Source organism: Pedomonas sp. (assembly GCF_036515995.1).
Classification (GTDB): Bacteria; Pseudomonadota; Alphaproteobacteria; order Sphingomonadales; family Sphingomonadaceae; genus Pedomonas.
Window position 1 is genome coordinate 13,965 of sequence record NZ_DATBUP010000115.1, and the last position, 16,588, is coordinate 30,552.

13 protein-coding genes are annotated in these 16,588 nt (G+C 62.0%); 8 read left to right on the forward strand and 5 right to left on the reverse strand.

Annotation, left to right across the window (positions count from 1 at the left end):
• Nucleotides 1-105: 105 nt before the first annotated feature.
• Both VIG90_RS08840 and VIG90_RS08845 read left to right on the forward strand, forming a co-directional pair.
• On the forward strand, nt 106-2,487 hold the full coding sequence (locus VIG90_RS08840; protein ID WP_331593131.1) for a TonB-dependent receptor: 2,382 nt from the start codon (nt 106-108) through the stop codon (nt 2,485-2,487).
• Between the two features lie 278 nt (nt 2,488-2,765).
• Nucleotides 2,766-5,087 carry a TonB-dependent receptor gene (locus VIG90_RS08845; protein ID WP_331593132.1) on the forward strand — a complete coding sequence of 774 codons (2,322 nt, stop codon included), beginning with the start codon at nt 2,766-2,768 and terminating at the stop codon, nt 5,085-5,087.
• A gap of 173 nt (nt 5,088-5,260) precedes the next feature.
• On the opposite strand, the gene VIG90_RS08850 is transcribed toward VIG90_RS08845, so the two are convergent.
• Nucleotides 5,261-5,749 carry a nuclear transport factor 2 family protein gene (locus tag VIG90_RS08850; RefSeq protein ID WP_331593133.1) on the reverse strand — a complete coding sequence of 163 codons (489 nt, stop codon included), beginning with the start codon at nt 5,747-5,749 and terminating at the stop codon, nt 5,261-5,263.
• 150 nt (nt 5,750-5,899) lie between these two features.
• Between VIG90_RS08850 and VIG90_RS08855 the strand changes: the two genes are divergently transcribed.
• The 4 genes from VIG90_RS08855 (at nt 5,900) to VIG90_RS08870 (ending at nt 8,581) form a co-directional block, all read left to right on the forward strand.
• On the forward strand, nt 5,900-6,658 hold the full coding sequence (locus tag VIG90_RS08855; protein ID WP_331593134.1) for an SDR family oxidoreductase: 759 nt from the start codon (nt 5,900-5,902) through the stop codon (nt 6,656-6,658).
• Nucleotides 6,659-6,698: 40 nt separating this feature from the next.
• Nucleotides 6,699-7,187, forward strand: a complete 489-nt coding sequence (locus tag VIG90_RS08860; RefSeq protein WP_331593135.1) for an Lrp/AsnC family transcriptional regulator — start codon at nt 6,699-6,701, stop codon at nt 7,185-7,187.
• Complete coding sequence (locus VIG90_RS08865; RefSeq protein WP_331593136.1) at nt 7,187-7,687, forward strand: Lrp/AsnC family transcriptional regulator; 501 nt, start codon at nt 7,187-7,189, stop codon at nt 7,685-7,687. Before VIG90_RS08860 ends, VIG90_RS08865 begins: the two co-directional genes overlap by 1 nt.
• Before the next feature lie 111 nt (nt 7,688-7,798).
• Nucleotides 7,799-8,581 carry a glucose 1-dehydrogenase gene (locus VIG90_RS08870; RefSeq protein WP_331593137.1) on the forward strand — a complete coding sequence of 261 codons (783 nt, stop codon included), beginning with the start codon at nt 7,799-7,801 and terminating at the stop codon, nt 8,579-8,581.
• Nucleotides 8,582-8,676: 95 nt separating this feature from the next.
• On the opposite strand, the gene VIG90_RS08875 is transcribed toward VIG90_RS08870, so the two are convergent.
• On the reverse strand, nt 8,677-9,759 hold the full coding sequence (locus tag VIG90_RS08875) for a hypothetical protein (RefSeq protein WP_331593138.1): 1,083 nt from the start codon (nt 9,757-9,759) through the stop codon (nt 8,677-8,679).
• Nucleotides 9,760-10,070: 311 nt separating this feature from the next.
• On the opposite strand from VIG90_RS08875, the gene VIG90_RS08880 reads away from it, so the two are divergent.
• Nucleotides 10,071-10,469 carry a VOC family protein gene (locus VIG90_RS08880; protein ID WP_331593139.1) on the forward strand — a complete coding sequence of 133 codons (399 nt, stop codon included), beginning with the start codon at nt 10,071-10,073 and terminating at the stop codon, nt 10,467-10,469.
• A 95-nt stretch (nt 10,470-10,564) separates the two neighbouring features.
• Here VIG90_RS08880 and VIG90_RS08885 read toward each other — a convergent pair whose 3' ends face one another.
• Complete coding sequence (locus tag VIG90_RS08885) at nt 10,565-11,443, reverse strand: crotonase/enoyl-CoA hydratase family protein (protein WP_331593140.1); 879 nt, start codon at nt 11,441-11,443, stop codon at nt 10,565-10,567.
• Between the two features lie 21 nt (nt 11,444-11,464).
• Nucleotides 11,465-12,433, reverse strand: coding sequence for a nitronate monooxygenase family protein (locus VIG90_RS08890; RefSeq protein WP_331593141.1), 969 nt, complete (start codon nt 12,431-12,433; stop codon nt 11,465-11,467).
• 271 nt (nt 12,434-12,704) lie between these two features.
• Between VIG90_RS08890 and surE the strand changes: the two genes are divergently transcribed.
• Entirely contained in the window at nt 12,705-13,607 is a 903-nt protein-coding gene (gene surE, locus VIG90_RS08895; RefSeq protein ID WP_331593142.1) for a 5'/3'-nucleotidase SurE, read from the forward strand.
• 1,024 nt (nt 13,608-14,631) lie between these two features.
• On the opposite strand, the gene VIG90_RS08900 is transcribed toward surE, so the two are convergent.
• Nucleotides 14,632-15,858: a DUF1214 domain-containing protein gene (locus VIG90_RS08900; protein ID WP_331593143.1), complete on the reverse strand. Its 1,227-nt coding sequence runs from the start codon at nt 15,856-15,858 to the stop codon at nt 14,632-14,634.
• Nucleotides 15,859-16,588: the final 730 nt, after the last annotated feature.

The following is a 16,588-nucleotide window of genomic DNA, read 5'->3' on the forward strand; positions in this document are numbered from 1 at the left end:
GCGGATGCGTAGTATCTCCCTGTTGCGTTACTTTGCTGGCCTCGGGGGAGGAAACCGCAAAATGGGGCGGGCAACGTCCCTGCGGCCGGCATAGGGGAGAGAATAATGAAGTCTGTATCTGTGTCGCATGCGGGTCGTGTGCGTGTCCTTTCTTTCATTGGTGCGTCCGTAGTCGCTTTGGCGTCGTCTCAGGCTTTGGCGCAGGACGCCGCGGCTCCTGCTGCCGCCGCGCCGGCTGCGATTGATGACGCGTACAACATGGGCGAGATCATCGTGACCGCCCAGCGTCGCGAACAGAATCTGCAGGAAGTTCCCATCGCGATCTCCGCCGTCGGCGAGAAGTTCCTTGAGCGCCGCAACATCACGTCCCTCGAGCAGCTCGGCTCGATTGCGCCGAACGTGAAGATCGAACGCAGCTCGGGCAGCTCCACCGCATCGCAGGTCGCGATCCGCGGCGTCACCACTCTGAACCCGTCGATGAGCTGGGAACCGGCCGTCGGCATGTACATGGACGGCGTTTACCTCGGCAAGGCGCAGGGCAGCTTCTTCGACGTTGCCGACATCGAGCGCGTCGAGGTTCTGCGCGGTCCGCAGGGCACGCTTTATGGCCGCAACACGCTGGCCGGCGCTGTCAACATCATCACCAAGAAGCCCACGGGCGAACTGGGCGGCAAGGCTCAGGTGTCGGTCGGCAACTACGATTACCACCAGGCTCGCGCCAGCATCGACCTGCCGTCCTTCGGCGATTTCGCCGTGAAGCTGTCGGGCCAGATCACCAAGCGCGACGGTTTCTATGACGTCGTAGCCAACCCGGTTGCCGGTGTTCCGACCGCCGGCGCGCCGGTCATCGACGAGCTGGACAGCGTGAACAGCAAGAGCGGCTTCGTGCAGGTCCGCTACGATCCGGGCAATGGCTTCGTTGCCGACTATTCGTTTGACTACAGCAAGGTCAATCAGCGCCCGTCCTGGAACCAGCCGTATCGCGTTGGTGAAGGCGGCATCTTCGATCCGACCTCGCCGGCCTACGCTTTCGGCGGCGCGTTCTTCCCGTATGAGAAGTACGTCAGCGAAGACTATCAGCGCGACGCCTCGGTCGACTCCAACAGCTACGATCGCAGCCGCGTCTATGGTCACAATCTGACCCTGCGCTACGATGCGGGTGACCTGGGCGAACTGAAGTCGATCACCGCATACCGCGACGTCAAGGTTGACGACCTGCTCGACCTGGACGGCTCGCCGCTGCCGCTGGCCGAGTCCGCCCGTGACTCCGATTACAAGTTCTTCAGCCAGGAAGTGCAGCTGGCCGGCAGCCAGGGCAGCTTCGACTACGTGGTCGGTCTGTTCTACTCGTCGGACAAGGCATCGACGCTCAATCCGCAGAGCTTCTTCGGCGGCGCAAGCACCTATGATTCGCGCTTCTCAGGCAAGACCAAGTCCTATGCTGCCTTCACGCAGGTTGACTACCACGCAACCGACGCGCTGACGCTGACCGCCGGTCTGCGTTACACGCACGAGAAGAAGAACATGGGCCGCTACTATGTGGACTTCGCGAACCCGGCCAACAGCTTTGCGTTCAACCTCGACAAGGTTCCGGGCAAGATCATCCCGGGTCTGATCGATGAGTCGCAGATCGACACCGGTGACTCCGCCAGCTACAACAACGTGTCGCCGACCGTCGTTGCCAACTACAAGTTCTCTGAAGAGGTGAACGGCTACGCGAAGTTCGCCAAGGGCTTCAAGTCGGGTGGCTTCAACGGCGAGACCGTTGACGTTCGCGAGCTGCACAATCCGTACAAGCCGGAGAAGCTGGACAGCTACGAAATCGGCCTGAAGACCCGCCTGTTCGACAACCGCCTGTCGCTGAACATCGCTGGCTTCTGGAACGAAACCAAGGACATGCAGCTGTCGGTGTTCACCGCCGAGGGTGCAGCCTCCTCCTACGTTCTGAACGCAGGCAAGGCCCGTGTCCGCGGCGTTGAAATCGAAGCCAACGGCCAGATCTTCGACGGACTGAACTTCGTGGGCTCGTTCGCCTATCTCGATGCCAAGTACAAGGAGTACATGGAAGGCGGCGTCAACGAAGCTGACAACCGCGGCTTCATCTTCGCTCCGAAGTACCAGGTCAGCGCAAGCCTTGATTGGCGCGCTGTCGAATTCGGCAACGGCAGCCAGCTGAACCTGATCGGCGATTTGAACTACGTCGCCAAGGCGTTCAACTACCCGTACGCTCTGGAAGGCCGCACCGCGGCTGGCCAGAATGCTTACGAGACGCAGATCCCGGCCCGCACCGTGGTCGATTTCCGCGCCGTGCTGAGCAACATCCCGGCCGGCAATGCCGACTGGACCATCTCGGCATACGTGAAGAACGCGTTTGACGTGAACAAGCCGCGCACGTTCATGGACTTCGGCAGCAGCTTCGGCGGCCTGACCGTTGCCAACTACATCGATCCGCGGACCTACGGTCTGACCATCGGCGTCAACTTCTGATCCGATGTGAATATCGATCAGCCGGCGTAAAAGCCGGACGCAGAGGGGTGCTGGAAACGGCACCCCTTTTTTTGTCTGCGCCGTTGAGCTGGATTTATTTGTGTTGCTTAATTAACGCAGTTGAACGCCGTTTGCAGTGCGCATTTGGGCAAACTATTGCCATTCATCGTTTCATATGCGCAGCATGAAAGTGTTAGATTGCTTAGCTGACCGGGCACCAAGACCACAAAAATATGGGCCCAGAAAATGGTCCTGCGGTCGGCATTGGGGAGATTCAAATGAAGTCAGTTCTAGTAGCGCGCGGCGGTCGTACGCGTTTTGTGTCGTTCCTGGGTGCATCGGTTGTCGCCCTGGCATCCACTCAGGCGTTTGCGCAGAACGCTGCTCCGGCCGCTGATGAGGCGTACAGCCTCGGCGAGATCATCGTGACCGCACAGCGTCGCGAGCAGAACTTGCAGGAAGTGCCCATCGCGATTTCCGCCGTTGGCGAGAAGTTCCTAGAGCGCCGCAACATCACTTCGCTGGACCAGCTCGGCTCGTTCGCGCCGAACGTGAAGATTGAGCGCGGCTCCTCCAACGCAACCGTTACCCAGATCTCGATTCGCGGTGCCACGACGCTGAACCCGGCCATGACCTGGGAACCGGCTGTCGGCCTGTATCTGGACGGCGTTTATCTCGGCAAGGCGCAGGGCGGCTTCTTCGACGTTGCCGATATCGAGCGCGTCGAGGTTCTGCGCGGTCCGCAGGGTACGCTCTATGGCCGCAACACGCTGGCTGGTGCTGTGAACATTATCACCGCCAAGCCGACGGGCGAGCTGGGCGGCAAGGCGCAGGTTTCGGTCGGCAATTATGACTACGGTCAGGTCCGCGGCTCGCTGAACCTGCCGGCTTTCGGCGATTTTGCCGTGAAGCTCTCGGGCCAGATCACCAAGCGCGATGGCATCTATGACATGGACCCCTCCTTTGGCGGTCCGGATGAAACGGATGACCTGAACAGTAAGAGCGGCCTCGTGCAGGTTCGCTGGACCCCGTCCGACGCGCTGACCGTCGACTACTCCTACGATTATTCCAAGATCAATCAGAACACCGCTTATACGCAGCCGTACGGCTACTCTGAAGGCAGCATCTTTGATCCGAGCTCGCCGTTCTATTCGGGCCTTCCCTATGCCGACTTCGTGAACAAGGACTGGCAGAAGGAAGGCGCATACAATAGCAACGCGTTCGAGAAGAGCCGCATCTACGGCCACAACCTCACCATCGCCTATGATGCCGGCTCGATCGGCGAGGTGAAGACCATCACCGCATGGCGTCACCTGACGTTTGACGACACGCTCGACCTGGACGGCTCGCCGCTGGCGCTGGCCCAGTCCAGCCGCGACTCCACCTACCGCTTTTTCAGTCAGGAAATCCAGCTTGCCGGTTCGGCCGGGAACTTCGATTACCTGGTGGGCGCATTCTATTCGGCTGACCGCGCTGCGGTCCTGAACCCGCAGACCTTCTTCTACGGCGCCAGCACGTATGACTCGCGCTACTCGGGCCGCACCAAGTCTTACGCTGCCTTCTCGCAGATCGACTGGCACGCAACGGATGCTCTGACCGTCACCGCTGGTCTGCGCTACACGCACGAGAAGAAGACTATCTCGCGCTACTACATCGACCACGCCAACCCGGCCAACAGCTTCGGCCACAACATCGACGACATCCGCGGCAAGATCCTGCCGGGCGAGCTGACGCCGGGCCAGACCTTCACCGGTCCGGACGCCAAGTACAACAACGTGTCGCCGACCCTCGTCGTCAACTACAAGCTGGACGAGGAAATCAACGCCTACGCCAAGTACGCCAAGGGCTTCAAGTCGGGCGGCTTCAATGGCGAAGCGGCGGATCCCCGCGAGCTGCAGAACCCGTACGGCGCGGAGAAGGTCGATGCTTACGAAGTGGGCATCAAGTCGCGCCTGTTCGACAACCGCCTGTCCCTGAACGTTGCAGGTTTCTGGAACGAATCCAAGGACATGCAGATGTCGGTGTTCACCGCGACCGGCGGCACCGCGTCCTACGTCCTGAACGCGGGCAAGGCGCGCGTCCGGGGTATCGAAGTCGAGATGACCGGCCAGCTGGCCGACGGCCTGACGCTCGTCGGCTCGCTCGCCTACATGAACACCAAGTACAAGGAGTTCATCGACGGCGGCGTTGACGTGGCGGACAACCGCGCCTTCATCCACTCGCCCAAGTGGCAGGGCAACCTCAGCCTTGACTGGCGCGCGGCTGAGTTCTCCAACGGCAGCCAGCTCAACCTGATCGGTGATCTGAACTACACGGCCAAGTACTTCATCTATCCGTATGCTCTGGTCGGCACCACCGCGTCAGGCCAGAACGCCTACAACACCCAGGCACCGGAGCGCACCATCGTTGACCTGCGCGCCGTGTGGGGCAACCTGCCGATGGGCAATGCCACCGGTTCGATCTCCGTGTTCGCGAAGAATATCTTCGACGTGAACAAGCCGCTGAACTTCATCGACTTCGGCGCGAATTTCGGCGGTCTGACCACCGCGAACTTCATCCAGCCGCGTACCTACGGCGTCACCTTCGGGATCAACTTCTGATCCAGATCTGACACCTGAAAAAAAGAAGGGGTGCCGGAAACGGCACCCCTTTTTTATCGCCTTTCTGAGCAGGGCAGGGACAGGCACGTTTTCCTCGGCCCATGAAAAAGCCGTGGCCCGCACATCGTGCAAGCCACGGCTTTTTTATTGCCCTGAAGCTCCGTTTCGGAAAATCAGTCCTTCGGCGCAGGAATATTGGCAATTTCAACGCCGTTGGCGTCTGTTACCTTGCCGTCGAAAATCAGGCGGGGCTCGGAGCGGCTATAGGAAATGCGCCAGCCCTTCTCGGTGCGCACATAGCGGTCGTGGTAGAAATTGCTCAGAAGCCGGAAGGTTTTGAGTTCCGGGTGGTAGGTCACGAATGCCAGGCTCCAACGCGCCTCGGCGTTGTTCTCGTCGATCACGTTGATCTCGGCGTTGTGCGCCTGATGGCTGTCGATGATCGGTGTGGTCGCCGCCAGCTGGCTGAAAATCTCGATCAGGCCTTCGCGGTCATGAAACGTGCCGATCGGGGGGAACACGATTTCGGCACCCTTCTCGATGTAGCACTCGCGAATGGCATCGATATCCTTCGCATCGCAGGCGTTCAGATAGCGCGCCTTCAGGCGGCGGATTTCCGATTCCGCTTCCAGGCGGGCAATGCGGCGTTCAAGGTCGGTCATTCTACTCCCCCTTTTACGAGTTCAATGATTATATTGACGCCGGGCTTTTGAATTCGCAATTATTTCGTCATCACTGTGCGTAAAAGGCATATACTGGGCCAACTTCCGCGCTTGCATGCGTGGCAACCATAACAATGGGACTACGAAGACATGGGGCTTCTTGAGGGGCGGGTTATTTTTATCACCGGAGCGGCATCCGGCATCGGCCGGGCGACGGCTGCGGCGTGCCGAGAGGCCGGTGCCGCCGTTGTCGCTACGGATCTGGGAACGCCCGAGGCCATCTGCGCGTCCGTTGGTCTGGGGGAGGGTGATCTTGCCCTGACACTGGATGTGACAGATGAAACCGCCACCATTGCCGCAATCTCCGCTGCCGTCGCGCGGTTCGGCACGATCGACGGCGTCGTTGCCTGTGCGGGCATTGTCGGCGTGGGGGCCGTGCATGCGGTCGAGCGTGACGTCTGGGACCGTACGCTGGCCGTGCATCTCACCGGCACCTTTCTCACCTGCAAGCATGCCATTCCGGTCATGCAGAAGGCGGGCCGGGGTTCGGTCGTCACGCTCTCCAGCGTTTACGGCATGACCGGCGGCACCGAGAACACGCCGTACAATGTTGCCAAGGGCGGCATGCTGCAGCTGACCCGCTCCATGGCGGCGGACTACGGCCGCGCGGGTATCCGCGTCAACGCGATCAGCCCCGGCTATATTGAAACACCCATGACCAGCATGCTCAAGAATGCGGGTCCGGTGGAGGATCGGTTTATTTCCATGCATCTGCTCGGCCGCTATGGCCAGCCGGAAGAGGTGGCTCGAGTGGCCCGCTTCCTGCTTTCCGACGAGGCGTCGTTCGTGACGGGCGCAAACATTCCTGTTGACGGTGGCTTTAGCTCCGCCCATTTGCTTTCGGCCTGATTACATGCGTACGCGAGGCATTGCCGAGGGAAATGGCAAAATGACTTCAGGCCCGACCGAGCTGCACGAGCTCGACGAGATCGACCGGAAGATTATCGAATTGCTCACCCGCAACGGGCGGGCGACCAACCAGCAGATCGCGCGCAAGCTGAACCTTGCCGCGGCAACGGTTAGCGCCCGTATCCGGCGACTGGAAGAGTCTGACGCCATGCGCGTTGTTGCGGTCTCTGACTTCAAGGCGTTCGGGCTGAACGCGCTGATGGCCGTCGGCGTTGAGGTCGAGGGGCGTCCGGCCGAGGACGTGGCGGCGGATCTGGCCACCCTGCCGGAGGTGTTCAGCGCCCATCTGGTGACGGGCCGCTATGACATAGAGCTGCTCGTCGCCCTGCACAGCATGGATGACCTGCCGGATTTCCTGCTCGCCAAGGTGAGCCAGATCGCCGGTATCCGCAGCCTCGACCCGTCCATTGCGGTCGATGTCATCCGCTATGAATTCGATGTCGCGCCCGTGGCGAGCCGGGGGAGCTGATGAACGGAACTCAACTCGATGAACTGGACCTGCGGCTGATCGAGCTGCTGTCGCGGGATGCCCGCGTCAGCAACCGCCGCATCGCGGCCGATCTGGGCGTGACCGAGGGCACCATTCGCGGCCGCATCAAGCGGTTGCAGCAGGAAAACCTCATCCGCTTCACCGCCATCACCAACACCGCCTATCTGGGCTCGCCCCAGCTGGTGTTCCTCGGCATTCAGGTGGAGCAGTCCCGGGTGCAGGAAGTGGCGCGTCAGATCGCGGATTTCCCGCCCATCAACTGCGTCATCATCACGCTCGGCCGCTTCCATATTCTGGCCATCGGCCTGTTCCGCGATCTGGACGAGGTGCTGGACGTGGCCAACAACAAGATGCGGCAGGTGGAGGGCGTTCGCCATGTGGAGACGTCCGTCGCGGTCAAGACGATGAAGTACAACGATCGCATGGCCCGCATCACCCGATCCATCGAGATCGAGGATGACGAGGACGACGACGAATAGAACCTGCAACCTGGAAAGACTGTGGCCGTTGGGAGGTGGTTCGCCTCCCCCTATCGGCTATGGTTGCAGCCGTTTCACACATAAGCACCAATAAGTGAGGGGGAGGGACCCATGGGTCGTTTAGAGGGCAAGGTTGCCATCATTACTGGCGGCGCGCGCGGCATGGGCGCCGAGACGGCCAAGCTGTTCGCAGCCGAGGGCGCATCGGTCGTCATCACCGACATTCTGGCCGATGAAGGTGAGGCGCTGGCCAAGCAGATCGGCGAGAAGGCGCTGTTCGTGCGCCATGACGTCAGCAACGAGGACGACTGGAAGACCGTTGCCGAGCAGGCGCAGGCCCGCTTCGGCCGCATCGACGTGCTGGTGAACAACGCTGCCGTCGTCCACTTCGCTGGTATCGAGCAACTGACAAAGCCGGATTTGGAGCGCGTGCTCGGCATCAACGTCATCGGCCCGCTGCTCGGCATCAAGACCATCGGCCCGATCATGAAGGCGCAGGGCAAGGGCGCCATCACCAACATCTCGTCCATCGATGGTCTGCGCGGCTGCAACGGCCTGTCCGCCTACACTGCCTCCAAGTGGGCGGTGCGCGGTCTCACCAAGTCGGCGGCGTTGGAGTACGGCCCTCATGGCGTGCGCGTCAACTCCATCCATCCGGGCGGTGTGGACACGGTCATGGGCAACCCGACCGGCCGCAAGGATGCCGAGCTGAACAAGGACTACACCAACGTTCCGCTCCAGCGCATCGGCCGGCCGGAAGAGATCGCCAGCGCCAGCCTGTTCCTCGCCAGCGATGACGCCTCCTACGTCTCCGGCGCTGAACTGTCGGTCGATGGCGGCTGGTGCGCCGGCTACTACCAGCCGGCCCTGCCGGGTGCGCCGGGTCAGAACTGAAAAGACCAGGGCTGATTCCCGGCCTTGGCCATCTAAAGAAAAAGCCTGCGCCTCTCCCTGGAGGCGCAGGCTATTCTTATTGCAAGGGGTGTGCCTCAGGCCGCGCGCGGCATGAACGGTGAGATCGGGGCCTCCTCCGGATAGGTAACCGGCGAGCCGATATCGTAGGCGGCGTTCAGCGTGCGGATGAACTCCGGATCGTGCAGCGGGTCAGACGGCGTCTTGATCTCGATGCCCTTGGCGCGCACGTCCTTGATCAGCGTGTCGAACACCTGATCGTGGGTCAGGTCCGCGGTGTGGTCCATGTTCTTCTTCAGCTCGGCGAAGTCCTCGAACACCTCGGCAGACCAGTGGACGAGGAAGCGCAGGTCGTTCGTGTGGTGGCGGGCAATCACGCTGTCGCCGGTCTTCAGCAGCCAGTGGTCCCGGCTGTCCGGGTCGCCGCCGAACAGGGTGTCGAACGCCAGTCCCTTCGGGCGCTGCTGGTCTTCCGGCCCGTTGGCCTCGCCCCGGTGCACCATCATCTCGTTCTGCACCACCACGCCCCGGTTGTAGATCGGCGGCTGCAGGCGCTCCGGCGCTTCCAGCGGGCCGTTCGGCCAGTAGGTGAAGCCGCTCTTGGGGCAATTGGACCACCAGGTAATGACTTGCGTCATCTTGATCAGGTATTCCTGGAACAGGCCGGACTTGCCCATCACGGCGCACAGCCACGTCGGCGAGTTCTCGTAGCGCACGCCCCGGAAGCTCGGCGAGTCCAGATGGCCCGGATCGAAGTTGGCGCAGGGACCATTGATGTTGAACAGCATCATCTGCGGCTTGGCGTACTGGGCGCCCCAGTAGGCCTTGGCGCGCTCAACGAATTCCTGCTTGTAGAAGATGTCGTGCAGTTCCGGATACAGCGACGTGCCGTAATTGCCGTAGAAGCCCCGGAACGTGGGGGAGAGGAACATGTCGAGCGAGGGCTGCACGCCCTCCGGCATCGCGCCGGACATGGTCGCCAGCAGCTCGTCCGCCGAGGCGAAGTGCTGGGCGATGATCAGCTTCCACGGGCCATGGTCACGCACGACGCCCAGCAGGCGCTCGTACTCGTCCTGGGTGTAGACATTCTCCAGAACCACCGGCGGTGCGGCCGGGCGCAGAATCTTGGCAAGGCGTTCTTTCTCGGCTTGGGTGTGCACTGTGAACCTCCCCGGCTTGGTGCATAGATGTGAGCTAATACTTACTTGAAGCTGTTTACACCATGGTTTCTGCCGTGCAAGCCAGTCCGCAAGATCACCACTAAGGCACGCGAAGAAAAACCGGAAAATACATATGTAACAGAGGCATATATGGTATTTCGCATCTAAAAAATCACTCGCCGATAATCTCCGCAGCAAGCCGCCGGCCTAATAATCGAATCCGAATCGGAAAATGTCATTCGCCCGCTTGACCGCGGCCTCAGTTTCGGTCCAGAAAGTGAGTGAGCACACACAAAGGGGAGTCCGCAACCGTGTCGCAAACAGATCACTTCGGTTTTACCAAGCTGCTGGTCGATGACCTTGAAGCCACCGCCACCTTCTACAAGTCCGTGTGCGGGCTCACCGAACTGGCGCGGGTGGACTCCGAGATCGCCGGGCGTCCCATCAGCGAGATCATGTTCAACGCCACCGGGCAGGGCGCAGCCACTTTCGTGCTGCTGAAATTCGTCGGCGCGCCCAGGCCCCATAACGATGAAGTCATCCTTGGCTTCCAGACGCAGGACGTGGTCGCCTTCGTCGAGCGCACCGTCGCTGCCGGCGGCTCCATCGTCGAAGAAGTGAAGTCCATGCCCGAGCACGGCGTCAAGGTCGGCTTCGTGCGTGACATTGAAGGTCACCTGATCGAGGTGGTGGAGTTGCTCCAGCAGTAACCCGGCCGCTCAGTCGCCCAAAAGGAAAGCGCTCCATTCGGAGCGCTTTTCTTACTCGGCAAACGGCTTTGCCGCCCGTTACGCCGACATTGTCGTCACTCTTCGAACCACGGGAAGAATGGCGGCATGGCGCTGGCCTTTTCCCTAAACTGCGCTGCGCGCTTCTCGTTGAATGCGCTGACGCCTTCCTTGCCGTCGCCAATGCTAGTGTAGAACATCGCCAAAGACTCCACCCGGTGCGCCTCTGCCGGGCCGGGCAGGGCGCTGTTCCGGTAGAGCATCTGCCGGATGAGCGCGACGCTGACCGGTGATCGGTCGGTGATCAGCGAGCGGGCAAAATCGCACGCCGTCTCCAGCAGCTGCTCGGGCGGCACCACCGCCCGCACCAGCCCCTTCTCCATTGCCTCCTGCGCCGTGAAGATGTCGGCACGGTAGAGCCATTCCAGCGCCTGCTCCATGCCGACGATGCGCGGCAGGAACCAGGTGGAGCAGGCCTCTGGCGTGATACCCAGCCGTCCGAACACGAAGCCGATGCGCGCTTTATCTGACGCGAAGCGGAAATCCATCGGCAGCGTCATCGTCGCGCCGATGCCCACCGCCGCGCCGTTGATCGCACCGACAATTGGCTTCCGGCAGGTGTACATGGCCAGCGCCACCCGCCCGCCGGTATCGCGCACACCGTATAGAATAGCAGGGTCCTCAAAGCGTTCACGCAGGTCCTTGAGAGTTGGCGTCAGGCTCTCGTCCAGCCCGAACACGTTGCCGTCCACCGAAAGGTCCATGCCCGCGCAGAACGCCCGACCTTCGCCCGTCACCACAATCGCCTTCACCGCATCGTCGGAGCTGGCGCGGGTGTAGGCGTCCACCAGTTCGTTCGCCATCTCCACCGTGAAGGCATTCAGCATGTCCGGCCGGTTGAGGGTGAGGATCAAGAGGCCGTCGCTCACTTCATAGCGCAGGGTGGTGTATGTCATGGGTCGGTCTCCCGGCAAAAGTCAGGCGGTATAGCGGGCAGCCGTCGACAGGCTCTCGCGGCACTCGGCCACAATCCGCTCGATCAGCTCCGCGCAGGTTGGAATGTCGTCCATCAGGCCGATGCCAACGCCCGCCCACAGCATGCCCTCGTTGACCTCGCCGCTTTCCAGCGCCGCCCGGCCGCGCGCGCCCGCCACCAGTGCCCGCACGTCCTCGAACGTGGCGCCGGGGCGCTTCTCCAGCTCGGCCACCTGTTCAGAGATCGCATTACGGAACACCCGCGCGGTGTTGCGGAACGGCTTGAAGATCACCTTGGTATCCCGCTCGCTCCCCGCCACGATCGCCTGCTTGATGGCGTGGTGAATGGGGGACTCCTGCGTCAGCATGAAGCGTGTGCCCATGTTGATGCCGTGCGCGCCCAGCGTCAGCGCGGCGGCCATGCCGCGCCCGTCCGCAATGCCGCCGGAGGCCACCACCGGAATCCTCAAGGCGCGGGCGGCGGCGGGAATCAGCACCAGCCCCGGCACGTCGTCCTCGCCCGGATGGCCTGCCGCCTCGAACCCGTCGATGCTGATGGCATCCACCCCGTTGCGCTCGGCAGAGAGCGCATGGCGCACCGCCGTGCACTTGTGCACGATCTTGACGCCCGCCTCCTTGAACAGGGCGATGAACTCCTTCGGGCTGTTGCCCGCCGTCTCCACCACCTTCACGCCTGAATCCATAATCGCCTTGGCATAGTCCAGATACGGCGGCGGGTTGGTGGAGGGCAGCATGGTCAAGTTCACGCCGAACGGCTGGTCAGTCATCTGGCGGCAGCGGGCAATCTCGGCGCGCAGCGCATCCGGGCTCGGCTGGGTAAGGGCAGTCAGAATGCCGAGCCCGCCGGCGTTGGAAACGGCAGAGGCCAGCTCCGCCCGGCCCACCCACTGCATGCCGCCCTGAATGATCGGGTAACGAATGCCAAGCAACTCGGTAATCGGGGTCTTCATCCGTGCCTCTCCCTTCGCGCGCGGCGCTCCGGCCTGTCATCAAAATAATATGTAAGTGCTTACTTGTAAGCAAAATCGAGCGGCCACTCTCTTCAAAAACGGCGGCAAGTCAAACGGATTCTGGTGATCGGCCATCCTGCCCATCTTACTGACAATGCTGCCCTGCGCACCGCTGGCGGAGAGGGGGCTGCATTGACACGCCTGGCCTGCCTCCATACCGCTGAGAGAAATGGCAGCGCCTGCTGCTCCAATTCCCAGGGGAGACATCTACATGCCTCAGGTCAAATCGGCAGTCCGCCCGGTCGCAACCGCTCTGATGCTTTCGCTGTTGGCGGGGCAGGGCGCGGCCATCGCTCAAGAGCAGGCCCCGCAGTCGCAGGCCCAGCCGCCGTTCCGCGTGCTCATCACCAACGATGACGGCATCGATGCGGACGGCATCAAGGCGCTGGTGGAGGCGTTCAAGCCCGTCGCCACCGTGGTCGTTGCCGCGCCCGCGCGCAACAACTCGGGCGCGGGCCAGTCGGTCTCCTTCCTCTCCGGCAAGCTGCGGGTCGAGGAGCGCCCCTCTGCCGATGGCGTGAAGCGCTACGCCGTGCACGGCACCCCGGCTGATTCCGCCATCTTCGGCCTGCTTGGCCCGGCGTCGGACAAGCCGTTCGATCTCGTCGTCTCCGGCATCAACAAGGGTGAGAACGTGGGCGAGGCAGTGTTCCTCTCCGGCACGGTCGGCGCGGCGCGTCAGGCGGCGCTCATGGGGGTGCCCGCCATTGCGGTCTCCCGGGTCTATCGCCCTGGCATGGAGATGGATTACACGTTGGCCGCCCGCTACACCGCGCGCCTCGCCACCGAGCTGCATCGCCGCCATGGGCAGTCGTCGGCTCAGAAGCAGCCTTACCTGCTCTCCGTCAACGTTCCGGCGGAGCCAAAGGGCGTCAAGCTGGTGCCCGCCGGCGGCAAGGTTTTCTCCCTCAAGGGCTTCGAGGCCGGCGCGGCCCATGCGGAGGGCGGTACGGAATACAAGGCCCTCCTGGGCCTGCCACCCGCCAACCAGCCGGGCACAGACGCGGGCGAAGTCGAGGCCGGTTACATCACCGTCTCGCTTATCGACACCGGCGGCGTCGCCCGCGCACCCATCGAGCAGATCATTCCCCCTGAAGTCGCTGCACTGAACTAACTATCGCTTATCAAAATAGGTAAGAAACAACAATAGGCGGGAAAAGCCATTTACGGGATTTTCCCGCTTCAGATAGGCTGCGCCCTTTACGCGTGCCGGGCCCGGAATTTGATGTGTGCAGTCTGCGTTGGTGACGTCCGAGTTCTGCAACAGGAGGAGCGACGCAATGAAAAACGCGGCATCGAACAGAGGGGCTTTGCATGCTGTCAGGGGCGCGTTTGGCCCCGTCAAAGGGGATGGGCAAGAATTCAGGGAAGATGTACCCCCCCCGCGTCGCCCCAATCCTGTCGGGCAATCAATCCTGAATGAATCGCGCGGGGGACACCTGCATGCCCGTTATCCGTGGCATCACAGGCACAGACCAAGCAGCGGGCCGGGAGAGGGGTGCGCCGAACTGCTAAACCTAGCACCCGCGTGACGCGCGGCTGATCCGTAAACGGGACGGATCATGCGGCAGGCGCGTATGCCATGGCATTGCCTGCCGCGGCGGTTGAGACTGTCGAAACATACGGAAGAAGGCCGGAGCCCCGCATGGCGCAGCACCGGGTTGCGATCACGGGCGGCCATGAGGGCAGCGAACAGCCACGGTGAGGCTCTCGGTTCAACAGCCGGATTATAAGCAGGGTTGAGGGTCAACCCCGCCGAAGCGGTTTATGCCGCACCACGCATTCAACGCGATCATTCAGTGCCCAGAACGCCGGCCCATACTCCCGGCTTAGTCCCTGAACATCCCCGCCCCGGGTCACCACTGGCTTCCAGACCGACAGCAAACCGACCCTCAACCCTCCGGCGAAGCCAAAAAGACGAATAGTAGTCAGAAAACAAGGATATACGAACATAACTTAATAGATCAACAGCCCGTGGCGCTGTTCCGCGCCGTCTTTGGGATACACTGGGGCATTGCTCACAAATTCCATGCGTAAGAACGCTTAACCAACCGTAAATCAAAGAAAAACATATCTATGCGCTAAACGCATAGCGGCGCGGGCAGACGTGGTGCCCACCGCGCGCCGCCGGGGGGTCGTCAGTCCGTGATCTCGCCGCTCACAAGCGGCTCGACGCTCTCCAGCGCGGCAAAGCCCTGCTGCTTCAGGTCGGCCAGCTTCACCCGGTGCAGCGTCACCGGCGGCGGGTCGCCCGCCGTCTTGATCAGGCGCAGGCTCATGCCGCCGTGGCGGTGGCCGCCTGGGTCCACCCAATTGCCGCCAATGCCGGGGTTCTCATCGGCCACGATCACCCGCACCGAGCCGTCGTCCTCGAACCGGGCAGTGAACTTGGTGACGTAGCCCTGGCCGTCCTCATAGCAGTCCAGATTCTCCTGCCACATGTTGCACAGCTGAAAAATCCAATAGTCGCAAGGCGTTGGCGTGAAGTGTAGAACAAGAGCCTCATCCGGGGCCTTCTCCCACGTGCCAAAGCCGTGGTGCCGGTCCGGCACGCCGCCGTTGCTGAGGTACACCGCCCGGCTGAAGCGGATGCGGTTGGGCCGTTTGCCCAGATTGTCCTGCCACCAGCTGCGCACCAACTCGGCGTAGCCCAGCACCACCTGCGCCGCCTTGGCAAGGCCGGTCGCCATATCCGCCGGGGTGATCGGGCGCGGCTGTACGCCGTCCATGCGCTCGATCTGCATCTCCGGCGCAATCTCCTTGTGCCGCTCATGATGAACGGTGCGCACCAGAATGCCGACGCAATCCGGGGTGATCTGCAGCCAGTTGCGGCCGTCCGCCGGCTGGGTCTGGCTCAGGATCACTTCGAAGTTGCCGTTCTCGTCGAAGTCGATGGCATCGCTTTGCAGGAAGGCCGTGGTGCGCAGCATGGCGGGGTCGAATTCCTTCAGCCCGTCCGTGCCCGCCTCGGCCCAGTCCCGCGCGCCCAGATCCTTCGGCTGGTTGGCGGTCCAGGCTGCCATCACGAAATAGGGAATGGTGCCCCGGTTGCCCGTAATGCGGTAATCGCATGAGCCGTCGATGAACTCGGCCAGCAGATGGTCCTGATCGGGAGACTGGAAGTTGATCGCCTGCCGCCACGGGGTGAGGCGGATGCGCGGGCGTTCCGGTTCGCAGTTCTCTACGAACCGCTCGAAGCCGTTGCGCATCAGCCGGGTCATGAAGCGATACCACTCGGCGCGGTCGAGCTCATCCACCTCGTCGCCGAACCGGTCGATCATCCGCCCGGCCATGCGCACTGCCTCGCAGTAGTCTTCCCACGCCCGTCCGCTGAGCAGTCGCTGCCGCGCCACGTCCTCTGTCATATATGTCCTCCCCAGATTTCGAACCCGCAGATACCCGCCAAGAAGTATCCCGACAAGTTTCATTAAGCTGACAGCGAATGCCAGCGGCCGTCGTCTGTCAACGCCTGAGCTGAAACCCTCTTGATTTTGTCAGGGTAATCTTATGGCAGATGGTGTCGTGAGCGGACCTTGGCTGCCCAAAATTTCATCACATCGCTGAAACCATAGCAGTGCCAAGGCCCCCACGGGTTTGTTCAGCGGGTATTCACACGCCTATCCACAGGAAGTGTGGATAACTCCACCGGCTCCCACCTCCGAAACCTCGTCCGATCGTCTTATGGGTCGGGCCATGGGGGCGCGTGACGGTCCCTTTCTGTGCCTGCGTGGGGGTGCCCGTCCGTGCTCTACAAGAGGGCTGGGGAGCCCGGCCTATCAGGGGCCGGAGTCTCTCGTATCCCCGCACCGCCTAACGCGGCATTCATCCCGGCAACATCCCCTCGAGCGGAAAATGAAACGCTAAGTCTCTGTTTTTCAATGACCAACGGTTCAGTTCCACAAATTTCTCACTTTTTGTGCATGTCGCTGTTGACTCCTGATGGGGGGTCGCCATATAAGCCGCCTCCCGACGCGGTGACGCCCTCACCGGGACGGACGGAGCGGCTCTCGGGCCTGACCGGACGGACTGGATGAGGGGTTGGCGAGCCGGGGTTGAAATTGCCTTCTTGGGTTCTTACCTGATGAGGCCTTGCTC

Coding starts and splice junctions, on each gene's coding strand:
- VIG90_RS08840 (WP_331593131.1), top strand. CDS start 106: ATGAAGTCTGTATCTGTGTCGCATGCGGGTCGTGTGCGTGTCCTTTCT.
- VIG90_RS08845 (WP_331593132.1), top strand. CDS start 2,766: ATGAAGTCAGTTCTAGTAGCGCGCGGCGGTCGTACGCGTTTTGTGTCG.
- VIG90_RS08850 (WP_331593133.1), bottom strand. CDS start 5,749: ATGACCGACCTTGAACGCCGCATTGCCCGCCTGGAAGCGGAATCGGAA.
- VIG90_RS08855 (WP_331593134.1), top strand. CDS start 5,900: ATGGGGCTTCTTGAGGGGCGGGTTATTTTTATCACCGGAGCGGCATCC.
- VIG90_RS08860 (WP_331593135.1), top strand. CDS start 6,699: ATGACTTCAGGCCCGACCGAGCTGCACGAGCTCGACGAGATCGACCGG.
- VIG90_RS08865 (WP_331593136.1), top strand. CDS start 7,187: ATGAACGGAACTCAACTCGATGAACTGGACCTGCGGCTGATCGAGCTG.
- VIG90_RS08870 (WP_331593137.1), top strand. CDS start 7,799: ATGGGTCGTTTAGAGGGCAAGGTTGCCATCATTACTGGCGGCGCGCGC.
- VIG90_RS08885 (WP_331593140.1), bottom strand. CDS start 11,443: ATGACATACACCACCCTGCGCTATGAAGTGAGCGACGGCCTCTTGATC.
- VIG90_RS08890 (WP_331593141.1), bottom strand. CDS start 12,433: ATGAAGACCCCGATTACCGAGTTGCTTGGCATTCGTTACCCGATCATT.
- surE (WP_331593142.1), top strand. CDS start 12,705: ATGCCTCAGGTCAAATCGGCAGTCCGCCCGGTCGCAACCGCTCTGATG.
- VIG90_RS08900 (WP_331593143.1), bottom strand. CDS start 15,858: ATGACAGAGGACGTGGCGCGGCAGCGACTGCTCAGCGGACGGGCGTGG.